Origin of the sequence: Lysinibacillus sp. FSL K6-1151, from assembly GCF_038630755.1 — a bacterium.
Classification (GTDB): domain Bacteria; phylum Bacillota; class Bacilli; order Bacillales_A; family Planococcaceae; genus Lysinibacillus; species Lysinibacillus fusiformis_D.
Genome location: NZ_CP152040.1, coordinates 764512 through 786715, shown reverse-complemented (window position 1 = coordinate 786715; position 22204 = coordinate 764512). Strand labels below are relative to the sequence as shown.

General features: G+C 37.8%; 25 protein-coding genes and 1 pseudogene. 8 read left to right on the top strand and 18 right to left on the bottom strand.

What is annotated here, in order from left to right; translation table 11 throughout:
- Positions 1-46: 46 nt before the first annotated feature.
- The 5 genes and pseudogenes from MHI04_RS03635 to MHI04_RS03615 form a co-directional block, all read right to left on the bottom strand.
- A pseudogene (locus MHI04_RS03635) lies at positions 47-295 on the bottom strand (ATP-binding cassette domain-containing protein); the annotation flags it as partial.
- Between the two features lie 519 nt (positions 296-814).
- Positions 815-1669 carry an IS3 family transposase gene (locus MHI04_RS03630; protein ID WP_145991300.1) on the bottom strand — a complete coding sequence of 285 codons (855 nt, stop codon included), beginning with the start codon at positions 1667-1669 and terminating at the stop codon, positions 815-817.
- On the bottom strand, positions 1654-2160 hold the full coding sequence (locus tag MHI04_RS03625; RefSeq protein ID WP_180957783.1) for a helix-turn-helix domain-containing protein: 507 nt from the start codon (positions 2158-2160) through the stop codon (positions 1654-1656). Before MHI04_RS03625 ends, MHI04_RS03630 begins: the two co-directional genes overlap by 16 nt.
- 283 nt (positions 2161-2443) lie before the next feature.
- On the bottom strand, positions 2444-3064 hold the full coding sequence (locus MHI04_RS03620) for a thermonuclease family protein (RefSeq protein ID WP_340809962.1): 621 nt from the start codon (positions 3062-3064) through the stop codon (positions 2444-2446).
- A gap of 133 nt (positions 3065-3197) precedes the next feature.
- Positions 3198-4937 carry an ABC transporter ATP-binding protein gene (locus MHI04_RS03615; RefSeq protein ID WP_342504101.1) on the bottom strand — a complete coding sequence of 580 codons (1740 nt, stop codon included), beginning with the start codon at positions 4935-4937 and terminating at the stop codon, positions 3198-3200.
- A gap of 121 nt (positions 4938-5058) precedes the next feature.
- On the opposite strand from MHI04_RS03615, the gene MHI04_RS03610 reads away from it, so the two are divergent.
- The 3 genes from MHI04_RS03610 to MHI04_RS03600 are packed head-to-tail and all read left to right on the top strand — an operon-like array spanning position 5059 to position 9823.
- Entirely contained in the window at positions 5059-6489 is a 1431-nt protein-coding gene (locus tag MHI04_RS03610; RefSeq protein ID WP_342535345.1) for an ABC transporter permease, read from the top strand.
- A 13-nt stretch (positions 6490-6502) separates the two neighbouring features.
- Positions 6503-7999 (top strand): ABC transporter permease, encoded by a 1497-nt coding sequence (locus MHI04_RS03605; protein ID WP_058843229.1) that lies wholly within the window; start codon positions 6503-6505, stop codon positions 7997-7999.
- A gap of 12 nt (positions 8000-8011) precedes the next feature.
- A complete protein-coding gene (locus MHI04_RS03600) occupies positions 8012-9823 on the top strand; it encodes an ABC transporter substrate-binding protein (RefSeq protein ID WP_036126570.1) in 1812 nt (603 codons plus the stop codon).
- Between the two features lie 585 nt (positions 9824-10408).
- Here MHI04_RS03600 and MHI04_RS03595 read toward each other — a convergent pair.
- Positions 10409-10990: a phosphatidylglycerophosphatase A gene (locus MHI04_RS03595; RefSeq protein ID WP_036126573.1), complete on the bottom strand. Its 582-nt coding sequence runs from the start codon at positions 10988-10990 to the stop codon at positions 10409-10411.
- A 113-nt stretch (positions 10991-11103) separates the two neighbouring features.
- Between MHI04_RS03595 and MHI04_RS03590 the strand changes: the two genes are divergently transcribed.
- The 3 genes from MHI04_RS03590 (at position 11104) to MHI04_RS03580 (ending at position 12854) form a co-directional block, all read left to right on the top strand.
- Positions 11104-11823 (top strand): alpha/beta hydrolase-fold protein, encoded by a 720-nt coding sequence (locus tag MHI04_RS03590; RefSeq protein ID WP_101966425.1) that lies wholly within the window; start codon positions 11104-11106, stop codon positions 11821-11823.
- An 83-nt stretch (positions 11824-11906) separates the two neighbouring features.
- Entirely contained in the window at positions 11907-12422 is a 516-nt protein-coding gene (locus MHI04_RS03585; protein WP_036126625.1) for a YjcG family protein, read from the top strand.
- A 3-nt stretch (positions 12423-12425) separates the two neighbouring features.
- On the top strand, positions 12426-12854 hold the full coding sequence (locus MHI04_RS03580; protein ID WP_342535344.1) for a GNAT family N-acetyltransferase: 429 nt from the start codon (positions 12426-12428) through the stop codon (positions 12852-12854).
- Positions 12855-12980: 126 nt separating this feature from the next.
- Here the strand turns inward: MHI04_RS03580 and MHI04_RS03575 are convergent, their stop codons facing one another.
- The 6 genes from MHI04_RS03575 to MHI04_RS03550 form a co-directional block, all read right to left on the bottom strand.
- Positions 12981-13229 (bottom strand): stage VI sporulation protein F, encoded by a 249-nt coding sequence (locus tag MHI04_RS03575; RefSeq protein WP_036126630.1) that lies wholly within the window; start codon positions 13227-13229, stop codon positions 12981-12983.
- Between the two features lie 127 nt (positions 13230-13356).
- A complete protein-coding gene (locus tag MHI04_RS03570; RefSeq protein ID WP_080717135.1) occupies positions 13357-13530 on the bottom strand; it encodes a YjcZ family sporulation protein in 174 nt (57 codons plus the stop codon).
- A 65-nt stretch (positions 13531-13595) separates the two neighbouring features.
- The gene (gene spoVAE, locus MHI04_RS03565) at positions 13596-13955 is read right to left on the bottom strand and encodes a stage V sporulation protein AE (RefSeq protein ID WP_170829916.1); all 360 of its coding nucleotides are present in this window, start codon (positions 13953-13955) and stop codon (positions 13596-13598) included.
- 16 nt (positions 13956-13971) lie between these two features.
- On the bottom strand, positions 13972-14967 hold the full coding sequence (locus MHI04_RS03560) for a stage V sporulation protein AD (protein WP_036126636.1): 996 nt from the start codon (positions 14965-14967) through the stop codon (positions 13972-13974).
- Positions 14961-15416: a stage V sporulation protein AC gene (gene spoVAC / locus MHI04_RS03555; RefSeq protein ID WP_036126638.1), complete on the bottom strand. Its 456-nt coding sequence runs from the start codon at positions 15414-15416 to the stop codon at positions 14961-14963. Before spoVAC ends, MHI04_RS03560 begins: the two co-directional genes overlap by 7 nt.
- A complete protein-coding gene (locus MHI04_RS03550) occupies positions 15417-15821 on the bottom strand; it encodes a YhcN/YlaJ family sporulation lipoprotein (protein ID WP_230593937.1) in 405 nt (134 codons plus the stop codon).
- A 135-nt stretch (positions 15822-15956) separates the two neighbouring features.
- Between MHI04_RS03550 and MHI04_RS03545 the strand changes: the two genes are divergently transcribed.
- Positions 15957-16481: a CotY/CotZ family spore coat protein gene (locus tag MHI04_RS03545; protein WP_008174263.1), complete on the top strand. Its 525-nt coding sequence runs from the start codon at positions 15957-15959 to the stop codon at positions 16479-16481.
- Between the two features lie 65 nt (positions 16482-16546).
- Here MHI04_RS03545 and MHI04_RS03540 read toward each other — a convergent pair whose 3' ends face one another.
- The 6 genes from MHI04_RS03540 to MHI04_RS03515 form a co-directional block, all read right to left on the bottom strand.
- A complete protein-coding gene (locus MHI04_RS03540) occupies positions 16547-16948 on the bottom strand; it encodes a hypothetical protein (protein WP_230593938.1) in 402 nt (133 codons plus the stop codon).
- Between the two features lie 53 nt (positions 16949-17001).
- Positions 17002-18378, bottom strand: a complete 1377-nt coding sequence (gene mgtE, locus MHI04_RS03535) for a magnesium transporter (RefSeq protein WP_036126643.1) — start codon at positions 18376-18378, stop codon at positions 17002-17004.
- A gap of 297 nt (positions 18379-18675) precedes the next feature.
- A complete protein-coding gene (locus MHI04_RS03530) occupies positions 18676-19572 on the bottom strand; it encodes an RluA family pseudouridine synthase (RefSeq protein WP_058844601.1) in 897 nt (298 codons plus the stop codon).
- Position 19573: 1 nt separating this feature from the next.
- Positions 19574-20368, bottom strand: coding sequence for an NAD kinase (locus tag MHI04_RS03525; RefSeq protein WP_036126648.1), 795 nt, complete (start codon positions 20366-20368; stop codon positions 19574-19576).
- Positions 20365-21036 carry a GTP pyrophosphokinase family protein gene (locus MHI04_RS03520; protein WP_036126650.1) on the bottom strand — a complete coding sequence of 224 codons (672 nt, stop codon included), beginning with the start codon at positions 21034-21036 and terminating at the stop codon, positions 20365-20367. The genes MHI04_RS03525 and MHI04_RS03520 overlap by 4 nt, the downstream gene beginning before the upstream one ends.
- Before the next feature lie 56 nt (positions 21037-21092).
- A complete protein-coding gene (locus MHI04_RS03515; protein WP_036126652.1) occupies positions 21093-21476 on the bottom strand; it encodes a hypothetical protein in 384 nt (127 codons plus the stop codon).
- Between the two features lie 126 nt (positions 21477-21602).
- On the opposite strand from MHI04_RS03515, the gene MHI04_RS03510 reads away from it, so the two are divergent.
- The gene (locus MHI04_RS03510; RefSeq protein ID WP_036126653.1) at positions 21603-22190 is read left to right on the top strand and encodes a CYTH domain-containing protein; all 588 of its coding nucleotides are present in this window, start codon (positions 21603-21605) and stop codon (positions 22188-22190) included.
- The last annotated feature ends 14 nt before the right edge of the window (positions 22191-22204 follow it).

Here is a 22204-nt window from a genome sequence, read left to right as displayed (position 1 = left end):
AAATTATTTTAAAAGCTAGAACGGAAAACAGACAGTTGCTACTGCAAACGATTTGAACAGAACGAGCAACATCAAGGTTGTTCAATGGCTCGTCCAATAGTACATATTCAGTTTCTTGACACAAAACCATCGCTACATATGTCCTTTGTCTTTGACCACCAGAAAGTTCATCTAAATATCTATTCTCTAAATCAGTTAAGTCTAAGAAATCGATATATTTAGAAATAATCATCTCATCTTCTTTAGTTAATCTTCCCTTTGAGTAAGGAAAGCGACCAAATCCAACTAGTTGTTTTGGGATACATCTACTAACGAAAACCCCAACATCTTATTATGCTAAAATTAGGTTTGGTGATTTTAAGAGAATTAGATTAAAAAAGCTACTGCCTGTAGAATACAGACAGTAGCTCATAGTGTTGAAAAACAAAACCATCCATAGAATTTATGTGAAAGGTGAAAAAGGATTTCCGTTGCAGGCTACTTGCTTTCCTGTGGGCGAGCGGCGAGCCGCTTCCTCCGTGCAGGGGCTCGCCTATCTCGCTATTCCCACGGGAGTCAAGTAGCCTTCCACTCCAATCCATAAAATAAAAATGTTCCCTTTTTAGCAAAAAAGTGAAGGTATTCACTACTCTTTTATGGTGGGGTGTTGTCACACATCACTTCTCCACATTGAAAGTAAGAGGCTATCCTCTCTTATAATATAAATAATGGGCTATTTTGTTCAGGAAAAGACACTTTTGCAGAATGGTTGATTGGAGTGGAGCCAGCGTCACTCCTAGGGGATTTAGTGAACTGACCCCAAAAATTTGAACTTTTAAGAAACTCTTCGAAACTCAACTGGACTTTTTCCGTTGAGTTTTATTTTTATCCGTTCATGATTGTAGTAGTGGATATAGTCTACTAACGCTTTTTTGAATGCTTCGTAGTTCTTAAACGTTGTTGCGTATAGAAATTCTGATTTCATAATGCCAAAAAAGCTTTCTATCACGGCATTATCTAAACAATTTCCTTTCCGTGACATGCTTTGCTTGATTTCATGTGTTGCCAATAACGCTTTAAAACGTGGTATTTGATATAACCATCCTTGATCAGAATGGACGATTAAGCCACTCTTTTTCGATAACTTTGTATACGTAAACGCCTTCTTAAAAGACTGTTGAACTAACTCAAAATTAGGTGATTTTGATACCTCATACCCAACGATTTCTCGATTGAATAAATCTAATACAGCGGATATATAGATTTTTTGACCGTTTATTTTAAACTCCGTTACATCGGTTACCCATTTCTGATTGGGTGCAGTGGCTTCAAAATCACGTTGGATGACATTCTCTGCGACATAGCCGACTGTCCCTTTATACGAACGGTATTTTTTAGGGCGTACCGTCCCTTTTAAGCCCAATTCTTGCATCAATCGTTGGACCGTTTTATGGTTGATGAAAAACCCTTCATTTCGGAGGGCTAAACAAATACGACGATAGCCATAACGCCCCTTATGGTAATGAAAAAGCGTCTGAATTCGTTCTTTGATCGCCTGATATTTATCTGGTTTTACCCATTTTTGGAGATGATAATAATACGTACTTTTCTTAAGTTTCGCGACTTTTAATAGAGCTTGAAGAGGAAAATCCAACCTTAGCTCATAGACAGCTCTTACTTTTTCTTGGATTTGAAGGCATCCTTTTCTTGAACTAAGGCTTTCAACTTTTTTAAATAGGCATTTTCCATCCGTAAATACTCAATTTCGGCTTTTAACTCATCCGTTGTTTTTCCATTTAAATCGGACGAAGGTGGTTGTTTTTTTGGCATTGATTGGCGCTCCTTTTCTACTTGATAGAGCACCTCACCAGCCGTTGACATCCATTGTTTTTTCCATCTCCGAACGGTTTCACGGGAAGGAATATTAAACTTCGCAGCAGTCTGAAGGAGCGAATCGCCCGTCTCTATCAGGTGTTGAATTACTTTTATTTTAAAAGAATCTTCGTAATTCGTGAACCCTTGAGGACGAATAATTCCTTCGATGCCATGATAGCGATATAATTCAATCCATAATCGAATGTACTGTCGATCCCTCTGTAATCGATTGGCAATCTGATACGTACTTTCTTTTTCTTCAAAGTAAGCTAGAACTGCGGCTAATTTTTGTTCATCAGAAATCACTACCTGCACCCCCTATAGTAGATTTTTAAGTCCAATATTTTGGGTGCAGCTCATAGCGTCACAGATGAGACCCTGGAGCGAAACGCAGTGAGTGAAGCGGCTCATCGGACGCCCCCTGGAAAGGACGCTGGCGGAGCGGAAATCAACCCCTCGCCTTAAAAAATTGCTTATTATGCCGTTGACATTACCTTTTTTCAACAACATAAGCTACTGCCTGTAGAATACAGACAGTAGCTTTTTTGAAATTGCCCTTTAAAAGGCGTATAGTAAAGGGATTTTTAGTTTATTGAACTACTTCAGGGTGGAAACCATCATTTTGGAAGTAGTCATCATGTGACCAAATATTTAATTTTGCATCCTGTGTTTTTTGTTGAATAGCTCTAAATGCATCTTCAAATGTGTTGTTTGGCTTATGAATATAACGTACAACTGCAAGACCTTCCTTTAATAAAGATTCCTGCAATAATACATCATCTACAAAAACATAGGCTAGAAGGCGATCATAATTGTCTGTTTCTGGTCCAACATCATAGATTGCTTCAATTTTTTTAGCCTTTTCCAATAAATTAATCGTGTAATCTTTTGCTTGTTCAGCATATGGCTGGGCATCGCCTTTGTTGTAATTCATTTCAGGTGTATCCACCATTAACAGACGAATTTTTCGTTTCTCACCATTAATTGTCGCCTGAATCGTATCTCCATCATATGCTTTAATATAGTCTAGCTCAAAGCGTTTATTTCCTGTTTTTTCTTCCACTTGTTCAATTGAAATAGTACCTTGCTGATCTGTCACCGTTTTAGTATCTTGATCTTCGGCAGGTGATCTGCCAAATATCATGTACAATGCTACAGCCAGAATAATCGTACCACTTGTTATTAATGTTTTTATATCTTGCATTTTCATGTAGTAGGCCCCTCACAACTAATCATCTTTGCTTATACCTACGCTTGGTATAAGTTGTGCAACTCATCATTAGGAAAACAAAAAGTTGCACGATGTTTCTATTGTAAAATATCAAGCTACTACATTCAAGCTATCACATTGTCACAGCTACCCAATGGTTAGGAGAAACCTCTACTAGCTGACTATTTTCTACTTCATAGCGTACTTTTTTATCTTCGATATATTCGGCATCATTATATTTCTTCTTCTCTATTGCAGGATCTGGAATAGGTATTGAGCGTAATAATGCACGGGTATAAGGATGCTGTGGATTAGTATATAGTTCTTCACTTTCTGCCAATTCAACAATTTTCCCACCATACATGACCGCAACACGATCACTAATATGTTTCACCATTGACAGATCATGGGCAATAAATAAATATGTTAAACCAAGTTTTTGCTGTAATTCCTTTAATAAATCTACAATCTGCTTTTGAATAGAAACATCCAGTGCTGATAAAGGTTCATCACAAACAATAAAGTTTGGCTCGACTGCTAATGCTCTAGCAATCCCAATTCGCTGACGTTGCCCCCCTGAAAATTCATGAGGATAACGCATAGCATGTTCTTTCCTTAAACCAACAAGCTCAAGCAATTCCTCTACTCGTAGTCGTCTCTCTTCATGTGTCTTCACTAGACCATGAATATCAAGAGCTTCTCCAATAATATCTAAGATTTTTTTTCGAGGATTTAACGATGAATAAGGATCTTGGAAAATTATTTGCATATGACGACGCATTGCCTTTAACTGCTTTTTCGTTAGTCTTGTTACGGGTATGCCTTGATATAAAACCTCTCCATTTGTAGGCTGATGAAGCTGAAGAATCGTTCGACCTGTAGTAGATTTTCCTGAGCCTGATTCACCAACCAACCCCAATGTTTCACCAGGATATATATGGAAGGATAAATCATTGACTGCTTTTAGCGTTTGACCACGACCTAGTGAAAATTCCTTCGACAGATGTGTCACCTCAATCAATGGCTTATGACGATCGATACCTGACTGAATATTGGCTATTTCTTTTGGCTGCTTTTTCTCATGCAACTTTGGTAGCGCATTCAATAATTTTTGGGTATACGGATGCTGAGCATTCGCAAAAATCTCTTCCGTTGTGCCCTGTTCAACAATTTCTCCTTCTTTCATGACGATGATACGATCACACATACCTGCAACTACGCCTAAGTCATGTGTAATTAAAACAATAGACGTCCCCATTTTCTTCTGCATATCACGCATCAATTTCAGTATTTGCGCTTGAATCGTTACATCAAGTGCTGTTGTTGGCTCATCCGCAATAAGCAGGGACGGGTTACAAGCAAGTGCCATGGCAATCATCACACGTTGGCGCATACCACCTGAGAATTCGTGAGGGTATTGTCGATATCTTTCTTCAGCATCTTGAATACCAACCAGTTTTAATAATTCAATTGTTTGTTGGTAGGCCTCTGTTTTTGACATGGCCTGATGCTTGATTAAACTTTCAGCCACTTGATCTCCTATTCGAATGGTAGGGTTTGTTGATGTCATCGGATCCTGAAAGATCATACTAATATCTTGTCCACGAATCCCTTCCATTTGTTTTTCACTTAATTCCGTGAGTTCTTGGCCTTTAAACACAATAGTGCCAGATTTCAGAAATGAAGGCGGCGATGGTAATAAACGCATAATGGAACGAGCCGTTACACTTTTTCCACTTCCAGACTCTCCTACAATTCCGAGTGTTTCACCTTTATTTAGATGGAAGCTAACGTCCTTAACAGCTTCGAATTCTGTCTCCCCTGTGATAAAGGACACGCGAAGATTATTGATTTCTAAAAGCTTTTCATTCATTCGACCCATCCTTTTTAAAATTTGTGATTGACTTACTTACAAGTATAATCCATACTTTACAATACTGATAGGAATTATACAATATGATGCTGAATATTTTATTTACGTTTGGAGGAAATGCATGGTTACTTCAAAAAATCATTTAAAACCTAAGGAATTTATTTTCTTTTCTACGGTTTATCAAAAACTAATGCATCAAAAGCCTTACCATTTGATTCTTTTTTTCTTAAGTATTTTAGTTCATCCCTTTACATACTTTATCTATCGGAAAAGAAAACATTCAAACAATTATGATCAGGCTTTTGCATTACGTAGTCAGTACTACCTAGAGAAGGCTTTGGTTGCTCACTGGCAAAAGGACTTTGAACAACAAGAAATAGCAAAAGCTACCTTTTTTAAAGAGACTGTATTACAGTCACAAATTCAAACAACAGCCAAGCAATTAGCTCAAAATAAACTACAACAGCAAGTGGATCAAGATTTACAAAAAGAGGGCATACAACAACTAACGTATAACCAGTTTTTTAATCAGCTACTAACAAACAAACGCTTTGTCGCTCTTACCTTTCTACCAGCTGTTTTATTTTATGTAGTACTTATCTTATTTGCGAATCCGTTCCTACAATTTATTATTGAACGTCTTTTACAAAGCTTCATTGTCATTGTTGGTGTAGCTACATTGGTGTTTACTATTTTGTATTTATCACCATTTGACCCAGCAAGAAACCTACTCGGAGTTGAAGCAACACCCGAGCAGATTGCGAATTTTAATCGTATTCACGGTTTAGATCAGCCTTATTTATCGCAGCTTTGGAACGCACTATCTGGCCTATTTACATTTGATTTAGGAACATCCTTTGCAGGTAAAGAAGATATTACCCACAGCATTGCGACAAAATTTCCTGTCACACTTGAAATAGCCGTATTGTCATTGTTAATGGCTATCGCCATTGCTATTCCAGTCGGTATTATTTCAGCTGTTCGTCCAAATTCATATTTGGATTATACATTTATGTTCATTGCTTTAATCGGTTTATCCATCCCAAGCTTTTGGCAAGGTTTAATTTTTATTTTAACGTTTGCTTTAAAGCTTCAATGGTTTCCAGCGACCTATAATCCTCACAATTGGTTATCGCTCATCATGCCCATTATCGTCTTGGGAACATCCATTACAGCATCCATCGCTAGGATGACAAGGTCGAGTATGCTTGAGGTGATTCATGAGGATTACATTATTACAGCAAAAGCAAAAGGCTTAAATGAATTTAAAGTCATTTCAAAACATGCCATTCGTAATGCCATGATTCCAATTATTACGGTGATTGGACTTCTTTTTGGGGGTATGTTGGGAGGCGCATCTGTAACAGAAAAGGTATTCAACATTAGTGGGATTGGTAGCTATATCGTCGATAAACAATTTATCCCTGATATTCCGGCCATTCTTGGAGGCGTTGTTTATATTGCCATTACTATTTCAATTGTCAATTTATTGATTGATATCATGTATGCCTTTTTTGATCCACGCATTCGCTCGAAAATGAAGAAGTCTTAAAGGAGGATCACCTGTGAAAAACATCTTACATGTCAAACTACTCTTGAAGATTACACAGGAATATGTCAATTCTCATTTCACTTTTGTCTTTTCCTTATTGTTTTCTTTCTTGTTTCTAGCCTATAGCTATAATTTTTCTACCAATAGCTGGCGACCAGTTATTATACTCTTTTTTGTTATTTATGCTATTACCACGGCATATGTTGCTTTCATCAATTTACGAATTAAAAAGGACTTAGCAAAACACGGTGACATTCAAAAAAACACTCGAGTGCTGGGCTATCCATTGTTAATCACTATATTGTCAGGCAATATTTTTTCAACATCCTTTGCATTTATGCTTGTGTCGAAAAGAAAATCTGCAGAATATACTTTTGCAGCCTATGCCTTTATTACACAATTATTCATCATTGGTATTGCAGCATTGAATATATTTAAACCATATGTAACGGATACCTTTTTACTGGCGATGGGTGTTTTCTTAGTACTAGCGCTATTTTATATCGTGATGGCCATTTTATGTACGAAATATGTGACAGCTACTGAGGCACCTAAATGGATGATTATTCCCGGCGTTTTATTACTATTTGCAACTTTCACTGGTAATCTATTTGCGACATTACTAGGCTATAGCCTGATTCAAAAGGCTCGAAAGGCAAATCCGTCTTCTATAGAAAAGTGGCAAAAAATATGGGAAAAGATTTTACGTAATACGATGGCTGTATTCGGCTTATTCTTCATTATTTTCATGTTCTCATTGTCCGTCACAAGCTCTTGGACTTTTGACTATGATTTTGCTACAGAAAATAACTATGGTGCGTTACTGCAAACACCATCATTGGACTATCCGCTAGGCACAGATAATTACGGACGAGATTTATTTTCTCGCATTGTATTTGGTGCACAAATATCGTTAATCGTCGGATTTTTCTCAACGATTATTCCAGCAGTTGTGGGAGGAACATTAGGCGCTTTGTCAGGCTATTATGGAAAATCCACTGATAATATCATCATGCGAAGCCTTGATGTTTTATATGCTATCCCTGGCATTTTGTTAGCTATTGCTATTATCGCTGCCTTTGGTGCTAATACAGTGAACCTCATTATTGCGCTGAGTGTTGGGGCAATTCCAACCTATGCTCGTACAATGCGGGCTAATGTTATGCAGCTTGCTAATTTTGAATTTGTGGAATCAGCTAGAGCTTTAGGTGCATCTGATGCTGCTATTATTTTCAAGCATATTGTTCCCAATTCATTAGCACCAATGATTGTGAAAGCAACCTTAACGATTGGGGGAGCTGTTATTTCAACAAGTAGTTTAAGTTTTTTAGGGCTTGGTATTGAGCCACATATTCCCGAATGGGGCAATATTTTAAAAGTTGGTAGTACGTACCTGGAGACACATTCATATGTCGCGATTTTCCCAGGTCTTTGTATTATGCTTCTTGTCCTCTCCTTTAACTTCTTAGGAGATGGTTTACGAGATGCTTTAGATCCAAAAACAAATTAATTGGAGGTAACTATGAAGAAATTACTTGTATTTTTATTCGTTGCAGTACTAGCTTTAGCTGGCTGTGTACAAACAAAAACTGACGTAGAAGGCAGTAAAGATTCAAAAGATAATAACAAGAGCAATGGCAAAGTGGCCATTGAAGTATTAGGAATGGCGTCTGCTGAAGAAGATATGAATATTGTACGCGACCAATTGGTGAAAAATGGTTTTGATGTAAAACTAAATATTCAACCAGATTACGGTTCATTCTCTGCTCAAAAAGAAGCGGGTAACTATGATCTTGCTCTTTCAAGCTGGACGACAGTAACTGGGAACCCTGACTATGCTGTACGTGGTCTATTTAAAACAGGCGGTGACTACAGTGTTGTTGCAGATTCAAAATTAGATGCACTAATCGATGAAGCAAGCACATTGACTGGTGAAGAAGCAGCAGCTAAATATAAAGATTTAGAGCAATTACTAGTATTCGATCAAGCTTATATTGCGCCTTTATATATTTCCAATAAATATCAAGGGATCTACTCTGAATTAGTAAATCCTAAAACGGTCCTTTTACCAAAATCTCGTGCACAGGTTTGGGAAAAAATTGAATTTAATGATGCGGCTAAAAATGCAACAGAACCTTTAATCTTACACCAAACAATCAACTCCCTTACTTCACTTGACCCAATCAAAGGGAATGATGGTTCCATCAATACATTAAACACGAATATGTACGTTCGTCTTGTTAACTTAACAGATACAGATGAAGTTGTTTCAGATGGTTCATTATCTTATAACCATGTAATGGCTGAAGGTAATCAAGAATATTACTTCATTTTACGTGATGATATCCACTTTGCAGCTGTGAAAGATGGTGCAGCAGTTGATACAGGTGAATTAGTGTCAGCTGAAGATGTTGTCTTCTCATTAAATCGTGCAAAAGATGCTAATTCAGTACCAGATCATCGTACTTATAGCATTCATGAAAATATAGAAACAGTGGAAATCGTTTCTGATTTAGCTGAATTACAAAGCAAAAAAGTAGCAGGCTCTGAGCAATCAGTGTTAGATGCATTATCACAAAACCTACCTGCTTCAATAGCACAATTAACAAAGGAAAAAGGTGCTGTTCATAATGCAGCAGGTGCATACCAAGTTGTTAAAATTACAACGCCAACTCCATTCCCACAAGTATTAAATTATTTAGCACACCAATCTGGTGGTATCGTTTCTGAAAAACAAGTAACAAGCATTAATACGTATGACGTGGCTAGCTATGATCCTGATAAAGACATTGCCTATGGTGATCAAGCTACTATAACGGAAGGTTCAGCAACATTTAACAATCAGCTATATGCAAGTGGTCCTTACATTTTAGTGAAGAAAAATGATTATGAAGCACAATTCGTGAAAAACCCTGCTTACCGTGCAGGTAGCGAATATGAACCAAAAATCGCCAAAATTAATGTTCGATTTATCTCTGATGTTGATAGTGCACTATCTGCATTACGTAATGGTGAAATACATGTTCTTCAAACAGTTCCAGAAACGAAGTTGGATATTGTGAAATCAGACGCTAAATTAACATTAAATACGGCAGATAGTAATGCTGTGTCTTACTTACAAATGAATACGTCTGGACGTGCAGTTTCTGATTCAGCAGATTTACGTAAAGCAATCCTATACTCCATTAACCAAGACGAATTCATTAGCTATTACCAAGGCAATAAAAAACCAGCTGTATCCACAGTATCTCCATTAATCGATACTGGTTTAAAACTGGAGGCAGATAGCGAGAAAGTAAAAGAATTTGTAAAAGCATATAACGATAATAAGTAATACTAATTTGAGCCTTCTCAAAATTTGAGAAGGCTCACTTAGTGTTGAAAAACAAAACAGTCAATTGGAAGGTAGAAATGGATTTCCGTTGCAGGCTACTTGCTTTCCTGTGGGCGAGCGCCCCGAGCCGCTTCCTCCGCTATCGCTCCGTTTAGAGGCTCGCCTGTCTCGTTATCCCACGGGAGTCAAGTAGCCTCCACTCCAACCTACAAAAGTATTACCTTTTTAGCAAAGGTTTTCAAATAAGGCGAAGGTCTTCACTACTCTTTATGGAGAGGTGTTGTCACACATCACTTCCCCACATTGAAAATAAGAGCTTATTCCCTCTAAAAATAATGGGCTATTTAATCGCTATATTACTATGAAAAAAAGTAAAGACACTTTGCAGAATGGTTGATTGGAGTGGAGCGAGCGTAAGTGAGTGAAGCGGCTCATCGGACGCCCCTTGGAAAGGGCGCTGGCGGAACGGAAATCAACCTCTTACCTTGCAAATTTGCTTTTTCTGCCTTTGACATGATCTTTTTTCAACAACATGAAAGCCTTCTCAAAATTGAGAAGGCTCATTTTTAATAGTAGAAACTCATTTTATATTTCATTATGTGATTTTGGTTTTGGTCCTAGCTCTTCAGGCTCGATATCAGCAAATGTTTCGCCTTCCTCTTCTAGATCACGCATGCGGTGTGCAATACGTGAAGCCGCTGAAGCTGCTATACTGCCAACTAAATCATCTAAGAATGTGTTGACATGATGTCCAGGTTCTGTATCGAGTTTTTTAATAATCCCTATTTTTTGCTTGTCTAAATGACCAAAAGTGGTAACGGCGATACTGCCATATGTAAAAACAGATCCTAGTGCGATTGTTTCGTCTACACCAAATAACCCCTCATCCGATTCGATAATTTGTTGCAGTGGTGAAGATAATAATTTTTTCTCTGCTAGTTCATCTAATTCAATTCCTACTAATAAAGCATGCTGTACTTCTCGCTTACGTAAAACACGTTCAACAGAATGAACACAATGCTCCAGTGTTAAACCTTCATTATAGGTTTTTTGCATTTCGTAAACAATTTTTGCGATATCCTCTATCGCTACACCTCTACGAATTAACGCGGCTTGAGCTGCCTTTGCTACTTCGTCAGAGTGCACACGAATACTTTTATTATGCATAATTAACCCTCATTTCGATTTTTATTGCTAGTATAAAGCTAGCCCAACCTATTATACCTTTACTTTCGTAATATGGTACAATTTTGTTACAAACACAAGAAGGAGTGTCATCATTGGATAAGGGAACAGTACAGGATTTAACATTTTATAGTGAAGCATTACAGGAAGAATTACAGCTCTATATTTATGTTCCTGCAAATTATTCTCCACTTTATAAATACAATATTTTAATCGCATCAGACGGTAAAGATTATTTCCAACTCGGCGGCATTACAAAGCTAGCTGATGAACTGATTGATGACTATGAAATCGAAAATTTAATTATAGCATTTGTTCCTTACAAAGATATTAAAGATCGACGTCATAAATATATTCCAAGCGGTGAGCAACACGAAGCCTATCTACGCTTTTTAGCTCATGAGCTAGTACCCTATTTAGACAATGAATATGCCACTTACCAAATGGGTATGAGTCGTGGCGTCATTGGAGACTCTATGGCTGCCACTGCTTCCTTAATGGCTGCCCTAAAGTACCCAAGCATCTTTGGCAAAGTCATTTTACAATCACCATATGTTGATGAGGATGTCTTACAGGCTGTTGAAAAATTTAAAGATCCTGGCGCGATTTCTATCTACCATATAGTAGGTAAGGACGAAGATCAGGTAGTGACAATGGATAAAACCATCAAAGACTTTTTAACACCTAACCGTCAATTACATGAGCTCATGATTAGTAAAGGGTTCACTACATTTTATGACGAGTTCGAAGGCAATCATACATGGAAATATTGGAAACCAGACCTTCGACGTGCTTTAATTGAAAATTTCAATTAATATTGGGTGATTCAAATTACGAAAATTGAAATTTCTGTTATACTTAAATAGAAAAATTGTTTATTTTCGGGAGGTAATGGACTATGAAGTACGGTATTGTGGCATTTCCATCAAAAAAATTGCAAGATTTAGCAAACACTTATCGCAAACGTTATGATCCTCATTATGCAAAGATTACACCGCATATGACGTTAAAGGACAGCTTCGATGCATCTGAAGAAGAAATTCAAACCATCGTCAAGCAATTGGATGAACTTGCTGCTAAATATGCACCTTTAAACATTCATGCATCTCGCATAAGTTCGTTTTTCCCTACAACAAATGCGATTTACTTCCGCATTGAACCAACTGAACAATTAGTAGCATTCCAACATGAACTTCAAGACAACATCCCTCATGGGGAAATGAAACATGTATTTGTTCCTCATATTACAATCGCTCAAAAAATGTCAGCTTCTGAGCATGACGATATCTTTGGACAATTACGCATGACTGGCGTTGATGAAAAGGATACAATTGATCGCATCCATCTTTTATATCAATTAGAAGATGGCTCATGGACAACATATGAAACATTCCGTTTGTCTGGAGCTGAGTGATTCTTGTATCAGGTGAAAATTGTTGAAACAAAGCAAGAACACGATGATGCCTTTGCTATTCGGCAAAAGGTATTTGTTGAAGAGCAGGGTGTTCCGCTTCATCTAGAATGTGATGCTGAGGATGCCACTGCAACACATTTCATTATGTATGATAGCGTTGAACCAGTAGGAGCAGCACGTTTACGTAGTATTGACGGCACAACAGCTAAAATTGAACGTGTTTGTATTTTACAATCTCAGCGTGGTAAAAAATTAGGAGCTTTAATGATGAAGGAAATGGAGAAGCATGCCATTTCTATCAACAAGGAAATATTAAAATTGCATGCACAAAGCTATGCCATTCCCTTCTACGAAAAGCTTGGATTTACAGTTACCTCTCCTGAGTTTATGGATGCAGGTATTCCACATCGTGCTATGGAGAAAAAAATGTAATCAAAGGGTGTTACGATATGCATTGCGCATTGTCGTAACACCCTTTTTAAATAGACACGAATTCGCTTGCCACCATTTATCTACTCCATCGTAACAAGCTACATTGCCAAGTAGATATGCCATACGCTACTTCATCATTCTAGTGATTTTATCTAAATCTAGTGATGCGCCATCTTGAATAATAGATTGTACAAGTTTATCTTCCAACTCTTGCGTAATCGATCTGTTAGAAATTTTAGCTACACGTCTTACAATTTTTCTTACTTGTTTTTCACTGGTAAAATCCGCATGTTGAATGGCATTGGCTAATGCGAAGATTTCATCCATCGATACACCTGTTTTTTGCTCAATCGAATTAAAAAACGAGCGATGCATGTTTTCCCTCCTATCATTAAAACTCAAATTGACCTTGCGTCTTGCACGAAACATTTCGCAAATGGTGGAGGCCTTAACCTTATTTAGATAGTCCTAAATAGAAGCTAAAGCCTTTATGTTCATCAAATTAGATGTAAGTAGCGCCAACAATAATTAATAGAATGAATAGGACAACAATTAGAACAAACGTAGAACCATAGCCATAGTTGTTGCCGCCTCCAGAGTAACCTCCGCAATAGCTATTGTTCCACCCACCAACATTATTTCCATAAGGTTGTGAGGACCAGCCTTGATATCCCATAAAAGCACCCCTCCCTTCTACAACCTATAATATGTTTCGGTTGTAAAAATGGGAGGGGTATTCGTCTAGTCAATATTTCCTTTTGGTTTAAAAATTAATGCACCGATAAAGCCAAATACGATAGCAGCACTGATCCCTGAGCTTGTTACTTCGAACATGCCTGTTAATACGCCAACAAGTCCATGCTTTTCTGCTTCCGCCAATGCCCCATGAGTTAATGAATTCCCGAAGGATGTAATGGGTACTGTAGCTCCTGCTCCAGCAAAATTGATTAGTGGCTCATATAAACCCATACCATCCAATACGGCACCGAGGACAACCAACGTACTTAGTGTGTGTCCCGGTGTTAAATTGCCAACATCCATTAATAATTGGCCTATGACGCAAATAATGCCTCCAATAATAAATGCAAATACAAATGTCATAACCATGGTTTTTGCCTCATTTCATTGTAATTTCTATCGCATGTGCCGTACATGGAATCGTCTCGCCTTGTTGATAGGATAGCGGCGATAATAATGCCCCTGTTGCCACAAGTAATACTCGTTTATAACTCCCTGCGCGCATTTGTTGAATAACATAACTAAAAAAAACAGCCGCCGAACAGCCTGCTCCACTTGCACCAGATTGGAATGCTTCATCCTGTCCATAAAATTCGGCACCTGCATCACGTAATAACGTTAGCTCTTCATTCTTCACACCATTTTCCACAAGCATTCCTTTCAACAGCTTTAATCCAAGCTGACCTAAATCACCCGTTAAAATTAAATCATAATGATAAATTTTTTGGTTTCTTTGCTGTAGGTGAGATTGAATCGTTTGAAAGGCGGCTGGTGCCATCGCTGCACCCATATGGAAAGGATCATCCATGCCATAGTCAACTGACTTGCCTATCGTTGCTGCTTCTATAGAAGGATACTCCTCACGATGCTTTCCAATAAGGGCATAGCCTGCAGCTGTCACAGTCCATTGTGCAGTTTGAGGTTTTTGAGCACCATAATTGATGGGATAACGAAATTGACGTTCAATGGAATTATGCTGACTTGAGGCACCAGCTAATGAAAAATTAGCCACACCTAACTCTGTTAATAGGCATGCAATAATGGCAGAGGATACAGATGTTGCACAAGCCGAAAATAATCCAATAAAGGGGATTTCTAAATCTCTAGCTGCAAAATTGGTCGGTGTCATTTGATTAACCAAATCCCCACCCATTAAATAATCAATATCTCCGTTTTGTATGCCCAATTTTTTCATAGCAAATTCACAGGCCTCTTCGATCATTTTGCGATGCCCCTGTTCATTTGTTTTCATCTGCCATCGTTCATCATCATAGACCGAGTCAAAATACTGACTAAAAATACTGCGATTCTCCAATGGGCCAGCTACTACTCCACCAGCTAAAAGAGATGGTTTCGATTGAAAAACGATTACCATGAAACCACTCCTATCGTCACAAGGATATATTTAATGAGAGCAACGAAAAATGCAGATACTACTCCAAATAATACAACTGACCCTGCCAATTTAAATAAATTGCCACCGACGCCCAGTACCAACCCTTCTGACCGATGTTCGATAGCCGCAGAAATAACGGCATTACCAAAGCCTGTTACTGGAACTGCTGAGCCTGCTCCAGCAAATTGACCAATTTTTTTATAAAGGCCCAAGCCCGTTAAAATCATGGCAAAGAATACCATTGTGGCAACAGTTGGATTTCCTGCTGTTGCTTCCGTAAAATTGAAGAAAATAATATAAAAAAGGGACACAGCTTGACCAATTGCACAAATCAGTCCACCAACAAAGAATGCCTTAGCTATATTCTTTAAATAAGGGGGCTTTGGTGTAACATATTGCTCTAACTGTTGGTATTGTTCTTTTTCCATTTATGTCTGCTCCTTTGCAAGCTCTTTTAGTTTTGTAATTTTATCGCTCAATTTATTATCTTCAATCTGATCCTTTTTTATTTTATTGGCTTCATAAAAAATTTTATAATCAGCTGAGACAAATACATCTTTGTTTGGATATTTCTCATCAAATTTCTTTTGCAATTTTTTCTCTAGCTTAGTCTTTTTCCACTTTTCCCATGGTTTGATTTGTACTGCAACAAGCATACTATCGTCATATTGGATAACCGTTGATCGTTCAACATAGTCTTCTTCTTTTATAAGGGCTTCGACTTCACTTTCATTTTGTGGCGACCCATAGACAATAAATTTTTCTTTTTCAGCACAACCATTTAACAGCGATAAAACGACTAAGAGAGGTAATGTCATTCCTAGTAGCCTCAAATGTTTTCCCCTCCTTTTCTTTACAGTTTCTCCACACATAAAAAAACTATTCATTCGAAGATATATACGAAAGCCCGAGTCCATTTTTCAAAAGTACATATTGTAGAAGTAGTAACAAGGAAAGGAGGTGACAATATGGGTTGTGGTAAGCCAACAAATCCTATTGGACCAATCCATTCAGCAGGCTGCGTTTGTGACGTAGTTCGCGCTATTTTAGATATTCAAAATCAAGCGGTGCGAGATGAGTGTTCTCCATGTACAGCGAACTGTTTCTTAGAACCACTAGGCGGAATTGTTAGTCCTGCACGCTCTCAAGCAGATACACGTGTATTCATGTTAATTACAAAAGATGGTACTCCTTTCAAAGCATTCTTTAACTCTCCAACAGCAGATCCTTGTATTTGTACATCCGTATTCTTCCGTGTAGAAGATATGTTTGATGAGTGCTGTGCAACTTTACGTGTTTTAGAGCCATTATGTACATTTGACTCTAGTGAAAGTACAGTAGACTTATTAAGTCGTGACGGCTGTTGCGTAAACATGAAGAAAATCTGTAAAGTAGATGACTGGAACTCAACAGATAGCTGTATTACTGTAGATTTATCTTGTTTCTGCGCTGTACAATGTATCGCTGATGTTGACTTAGGGATTTGTGATTAATTTCTTTCACCTTTGACACACACACATAAAAAAAAGTGTACAGCATCCTCTGCTGTACACTTTTTTTATAATGTTGGCAATTTTCTTCCACGCCACAGTATTTGTTGTATCTCTTCAAAATGAATGATTTCCTGTGTTTTTAATTCTAATGACGTTAGCATTAAAGAATCACTCTGTACTTCTGAGGCAGTTCCAGTTAATTTTCTACCATCTTTTAAGCAAACTAATAATGGCTGATAGGCCCTCTGACGAAATGGCTTTTCTAAAAATTGAAGTTGTTTTAGTAAGTACGGATCTATTTGTACATCTTCTACGATATCTTCTTTCCCATCAACTGTTTGCTCATCGAAAATGTTGTCCCTTACATATACGGATGTACTTTCATCCAAATCAAGTTCATGTAACGCCTTAGAAATATTTAAAAAATATGATGGTGATTTTATAAACAAGCGTGGCTCTCGATCCACTTTACTCACTTCCCTTTTTTCCATACAATATGCGAAAGTAAGTAAATTGGTTCTTAGCCTATTTGACTTAAAAAAACTGTCGCTAATCCTAAGTAAATTAAAATACTTGTTATATCATTTAAAGTTGTAATAAAAGGTCCTGATGCCACAGCAGGGTCTATTTTTAGTCGATGCATTAACAACGGAATAAAGGAACCCGCTAATGTCGCGACTAAAATAGAACCACAAAGTGCTGCTCCTACTAACATTCCTAAAACAAGTTCATGTTTCCAGAAATAAACAATGCCAATAACGATTAATCCACAAACAACGCCTGACATTAAGCCTGTACCTGCTTCACGTAGTAGTAACTTGAATTTACTATGTTCTTCCACGTCTCCTGTTGCAATACCTCTGATCGCCACGGCTAATGCTTGTGTTCCACTATTCCCTGATGTTCCTGAAATAAGTGGAATAAAGACAGCTAGTAAGGCTACCTTATCTAAAGTATCTTCAAATTGCCCCATTAAATTGGCTGTCAGCATACCTAAAAACAGTAGTACCACTAACCAAGGTAAACGTTTTTTAGCTGCTTGGAAAGGTGTTACATCAAACTTATCCATATCCGAAATACCGGCTAATTTTGAGTAATCCTCAGAAGCCTCTTCATCAATAACATCAATAATATCATCGACCGTGATAATACCGAGCAGTTCCCCTTTATCATCAATAACAGGTGTCGCTAAAAAATTATAGTCCTTCATAATTTGTGCGACTTCCTCTTGGTCATCATTTGCATGTACCATCACAACACGTTCATTCATAATGGATCGAATACGTGTATCCTCGTCAGCAATGATTAAATCTCGTAGTGATATAACACCTGTCAAACGGTGTTCTTCATCCACCACGAAAATATAATAAACAGTCTCTGCATCTGGTGCTTCTTTACGCAAAATGGCCATTGCTGAACGCACTGTTGAATTTTCTGGTATAGCAACGTATTCAGTTGTCATAATAGAACCGGCTGTATATTCATCGTAGCTTAATAGCTCATTAATTTCTTCAGCCGTTTCCTCATCCATCATTTCCAAATAGCTTTCACGCTGTGCCAAATCCAGCTCATTTAAGACATCTGCCGCATCATCAGCATACATATGCGAAAGCATTTCTGCCCCATATGAAGGATCCATTTCAGCTAGGTACGCTTTATATTCATCATCTTCGATATCGATTGCCTGAAAAATATCAGCCATTTCTGTCGGAGACAAGAACGAATAGATGATCTTCCTTATATCAGGTTCCACCTTTTCGTAAAACGTTGCCTGATCATATGGATGAAGTTCTAAAAACTCATCACGGAATGCATCAATATTATGTGCTTCGAGCATTCCTCGTAGATGTGCCTCATCAAATTGCACATCATCCTTTTCATTTCTTTCCTCTATCATGCTTGTCCCCTCCTTCCGAGCTTTCAATCATCTTTACGGGCAATGCCGTAAATCTACCTTCTATATAATAGAGTGTATTATACCTTTTCTGCAAACCCTTTTTTAAGTTATCCATCAGAGTCGGTGTACAGATTTTTATAAAATTCGATTTTAAGCGTAAAATCATGACGATTTCTATTTTACTATACATTAATTTTATAAAGTCGGTGTAAAGATACTTCCTATACACTGTTATTACATCAAAAATGATAAGGAGATGCCCGTTTGTGCGAACATCTCCTTTCTATCAGTCAAAGACTACTTCAATAATCTCTGCATGTCTTCATTTAACATACTTGTAAAGTGTAATGGCCTACCAGTCAGTGGATGCTCCATACTTAAGGAGACACAGTGTAGTGCTTGTCGATCAATCAAATGACGGCTTCCACCATAAAGGTCATCCCCAACAAGTGGATGCCCAAGGTACGCCATGTGTACGCGAATTTGATGTGTACGTCCTGTATGCAATTGCAATCGTACATATGTCACTGGTTCAGCATCAAGTAAAAACCGCTTTAGCACGGTTACATCTGTATGTGCATATTGCCCATCTTCTCGTACTTCTCTTTCAATAATACTCGTCACTTTACGCCCTATAGGAGCCACAATGGATTGAAAATTTTGTTCGACATGGCCATGCACAATCGCCTCATATTGCCTTGAAATGTTTCTACTACGCTGAGCAAGCCCTGTTAAATGATGAATGTGTGCATGCTTGGCAATACAGAGTAAGCCTGATGTATCTCGATCTAACCTTGTGACTATGTGGGCTGTGGAAGCTAATCCTTGTTGCTCAAAATAGCCACAAACTAAATTTGCAATGCTTTTGGTTGGATGCTCTCTTGAGGGAATTGTACTCTGGTGAGCTGGTTTATCAAGCACTAAGATTGCATCATCCTCAAATACGATGGTTAAATCACCATGCTCAATAGCAAGACCGTCACTTCTTTCCTCAGGAGGAAATGTCACTCCCACACAGTCACCCTCTTGAAGGACATGTCTCACATTACGTTCGACACCATTGACTGTTAACAAGCCACCATCAAACTTAATGGCGGTTAAGGCTTTCTTGGATATACGCCATTCCTGAAGGGCTTCTCGTAATAATTGCCCCTCTTTATCAGCCACAAAGTGCAATGTAAACCTTGTATCCATATTATTCATTAGCGACGAAAGATTCATGCACGCGCTCCCAAAATGGGAATGGTCGGAAACGGGCAAAACGTACTTTTTCATTTGCTACATTAAATGCAATAGCTTTGACATCACCTTGTGTAATTTGCAAGTGATCGACGGTCATATTAAAGTTCTGTTCATTTACCGGACGTAACACACAATGATGGTGTGCTGGTAATATTAATGGTGATCCTACTGTTCTGAAAACACGATTATTAATGGATGCAATTTCAGTGACTTGTAGTGCCGCTAATGTAGGATGGATAATTGCCCCACCAAGTGCTTTATTATAAGCCGTACTACCAGAAGGCGTTGATACACATAGACCATCTCCACGGAAACGCTCAAATTGATTGCCGTTCAGCTCGACATCCATAACAAGTGTTACATCTGGCGATTTGATTGTTGCTTCATTTAACGCTAGGTACGTATTCGAATCGGCATTGTGATGCTCTACTTTTACTTCTAAAAGTGGATACTCCACAACATTAAAGTCTTTTTTAGCAATGGATAAAACTAATTTTTCTAATTCAGATGGCTTCCAATCCGCATAAAACCCTAAATGCCCCGTATGAATACCAACGAATGCTACTTGGTCTAACAAATGAGAATATCGATGAAAGGCATGCAAAAGCGTGCCGTCTCCTCCAATAGAAACAACGATTTCTGGTGTTTCCTCATCATAAGTTAAGCCAAAATCCTGTAAATAAGTTTTAGCTAGCTCCATTAGCTCGTTAGATTGTGCATCTCTACGTGATTGAATCGAAAATTTCATTGGGCGTCACGCTCCTTCTCTGTTAGTAAATTAGGATTCGATGCTTCTTTGTATTCGCTAAAGTAGGCCTGTGCCTCTTGAATTTCACTACGAATCAATGACATTTCCTCATCCAATCGAAATGCTGCCTCTGCTGCACTTTGTAAACGATTTTTAATTTCCTCTGGGAACATGCCCTTATATTTATAATTTAAAGAGTGCTCAATAGATGCCCAGAAATTCATGGCTAGTGTTCGAATTTGGATTTCGGCTAACACTACTTTTTTTCCTTGAATCGTTTCAACAGGATATTCCACGATCATATGGTAGGAGCGGTAACCACTTGGCTTATTATGTGTAATATAATCGCGTTCTTCCACTACACGCATATCTTTACGCTGACGAATAAGCTCTGTTACCGTTGCGATATCATCAACAAATTGACACATAATCCGAAGGCCGGCAATATCACCAAGTTCATCACCAAGTTGTTTAGAGGGCTCAAAAGCTAATCCTTTTTCTAATGTTTTATCATATATACTTGCTAAAGGCTTAACACGTCCTGTTACAAATTCAATTGGTGAATTGGCATTAACAATACCAAATTGCGAACGCATGCCTTTTAATTTTACTTTTAACTCGTCTACTGCTTGTTTATAAGGACTTAAAAATATTTCCCATTGTCCCATTGTAAAAACCTCCCGACATTCGGTATCGAACACCACCGTCTGTTCGTTTTGTCTTTCTATTCAGCAAGAATTGCCTGAAAGTGTTGTTCCACGGTTTGGACAAATTCTGCCCCGTAATTGTAATTTCCTTCAATATTATACACGAGCATTTCCAATTCATCGTAGAAATTTGTTAGCTCAATCTCTTCTTCACCTATTCGTAGTATTGGATCTTTCTTTTTTTGTAAAATATGTACAAGATTCTCCCAACTACTCGGTGGAAAACGCAAGTAATGATAGTCTTCGCCTGCATCAAGTAAATAAATAAATGCAAACTCATCTGAATCTGCAATGAGTTGTCCAGCAGGTTTTAACTGTAAATTTACTTCATTGTCGTTTAAACTAAAATGAAGTTGATCTTGTTCAAAATTCGATGTTTCTATTGTATAAATTTTACGCACTGCGGTTCCCCTTTTCGTTGTACTCTTCCTCTTATTTTATCACACAGGGTAAATAGTTGCAGTGTGTAAATACTAAATCAAGCGAAACAACGAATGAAAAATAAAAAATTAAATAGGTGAATATAAATGACACAAGAAATTGAAATTGAGTTTAAAAATCTATTAACAAAACAACAATACGAGCAATTGTTACAAGACTTCCACATTAGCCAAAATGCTATTCATCGACAAGTAAATCATTATTTTGACACGCCTACACAGGCCATTCGTCAACTGCAAAGCGGGCTGCGAATTAGACAAATTGGTGATTATTACGAATGTACACTCAAAGAGAAAAATACCGAGCATGCTCATCTTGAAACAACAGATGAATTAACTGCAGTACAGGCACAGCAAATGCTTGATGGTAAAGGCTTTTTTGCTCAAGAAGTAGCAAAAAAATTAGCCAGCCACAGTATTCCTTTAGAACAATTACAAGTATTTGGCTCACTCACTACAGATCGTGTCGAAATTCCTTATAAAGAGGGGCTTCTTGTTTTTGACCATTCTTACTATTTGCAGTGCGACGATTATGAGGTAGAATATGAAGCAAAAGATGCAATAAAAGGAAATACAATTTTCGACGAATTTTTACAGCAATACGGAATTAAAAAACAGGCTACAGATAAAAAAATAGCCCGCTTTATGAAAGCTCTACAAGCACAAAATTCATAATAGTATAAAAAGGA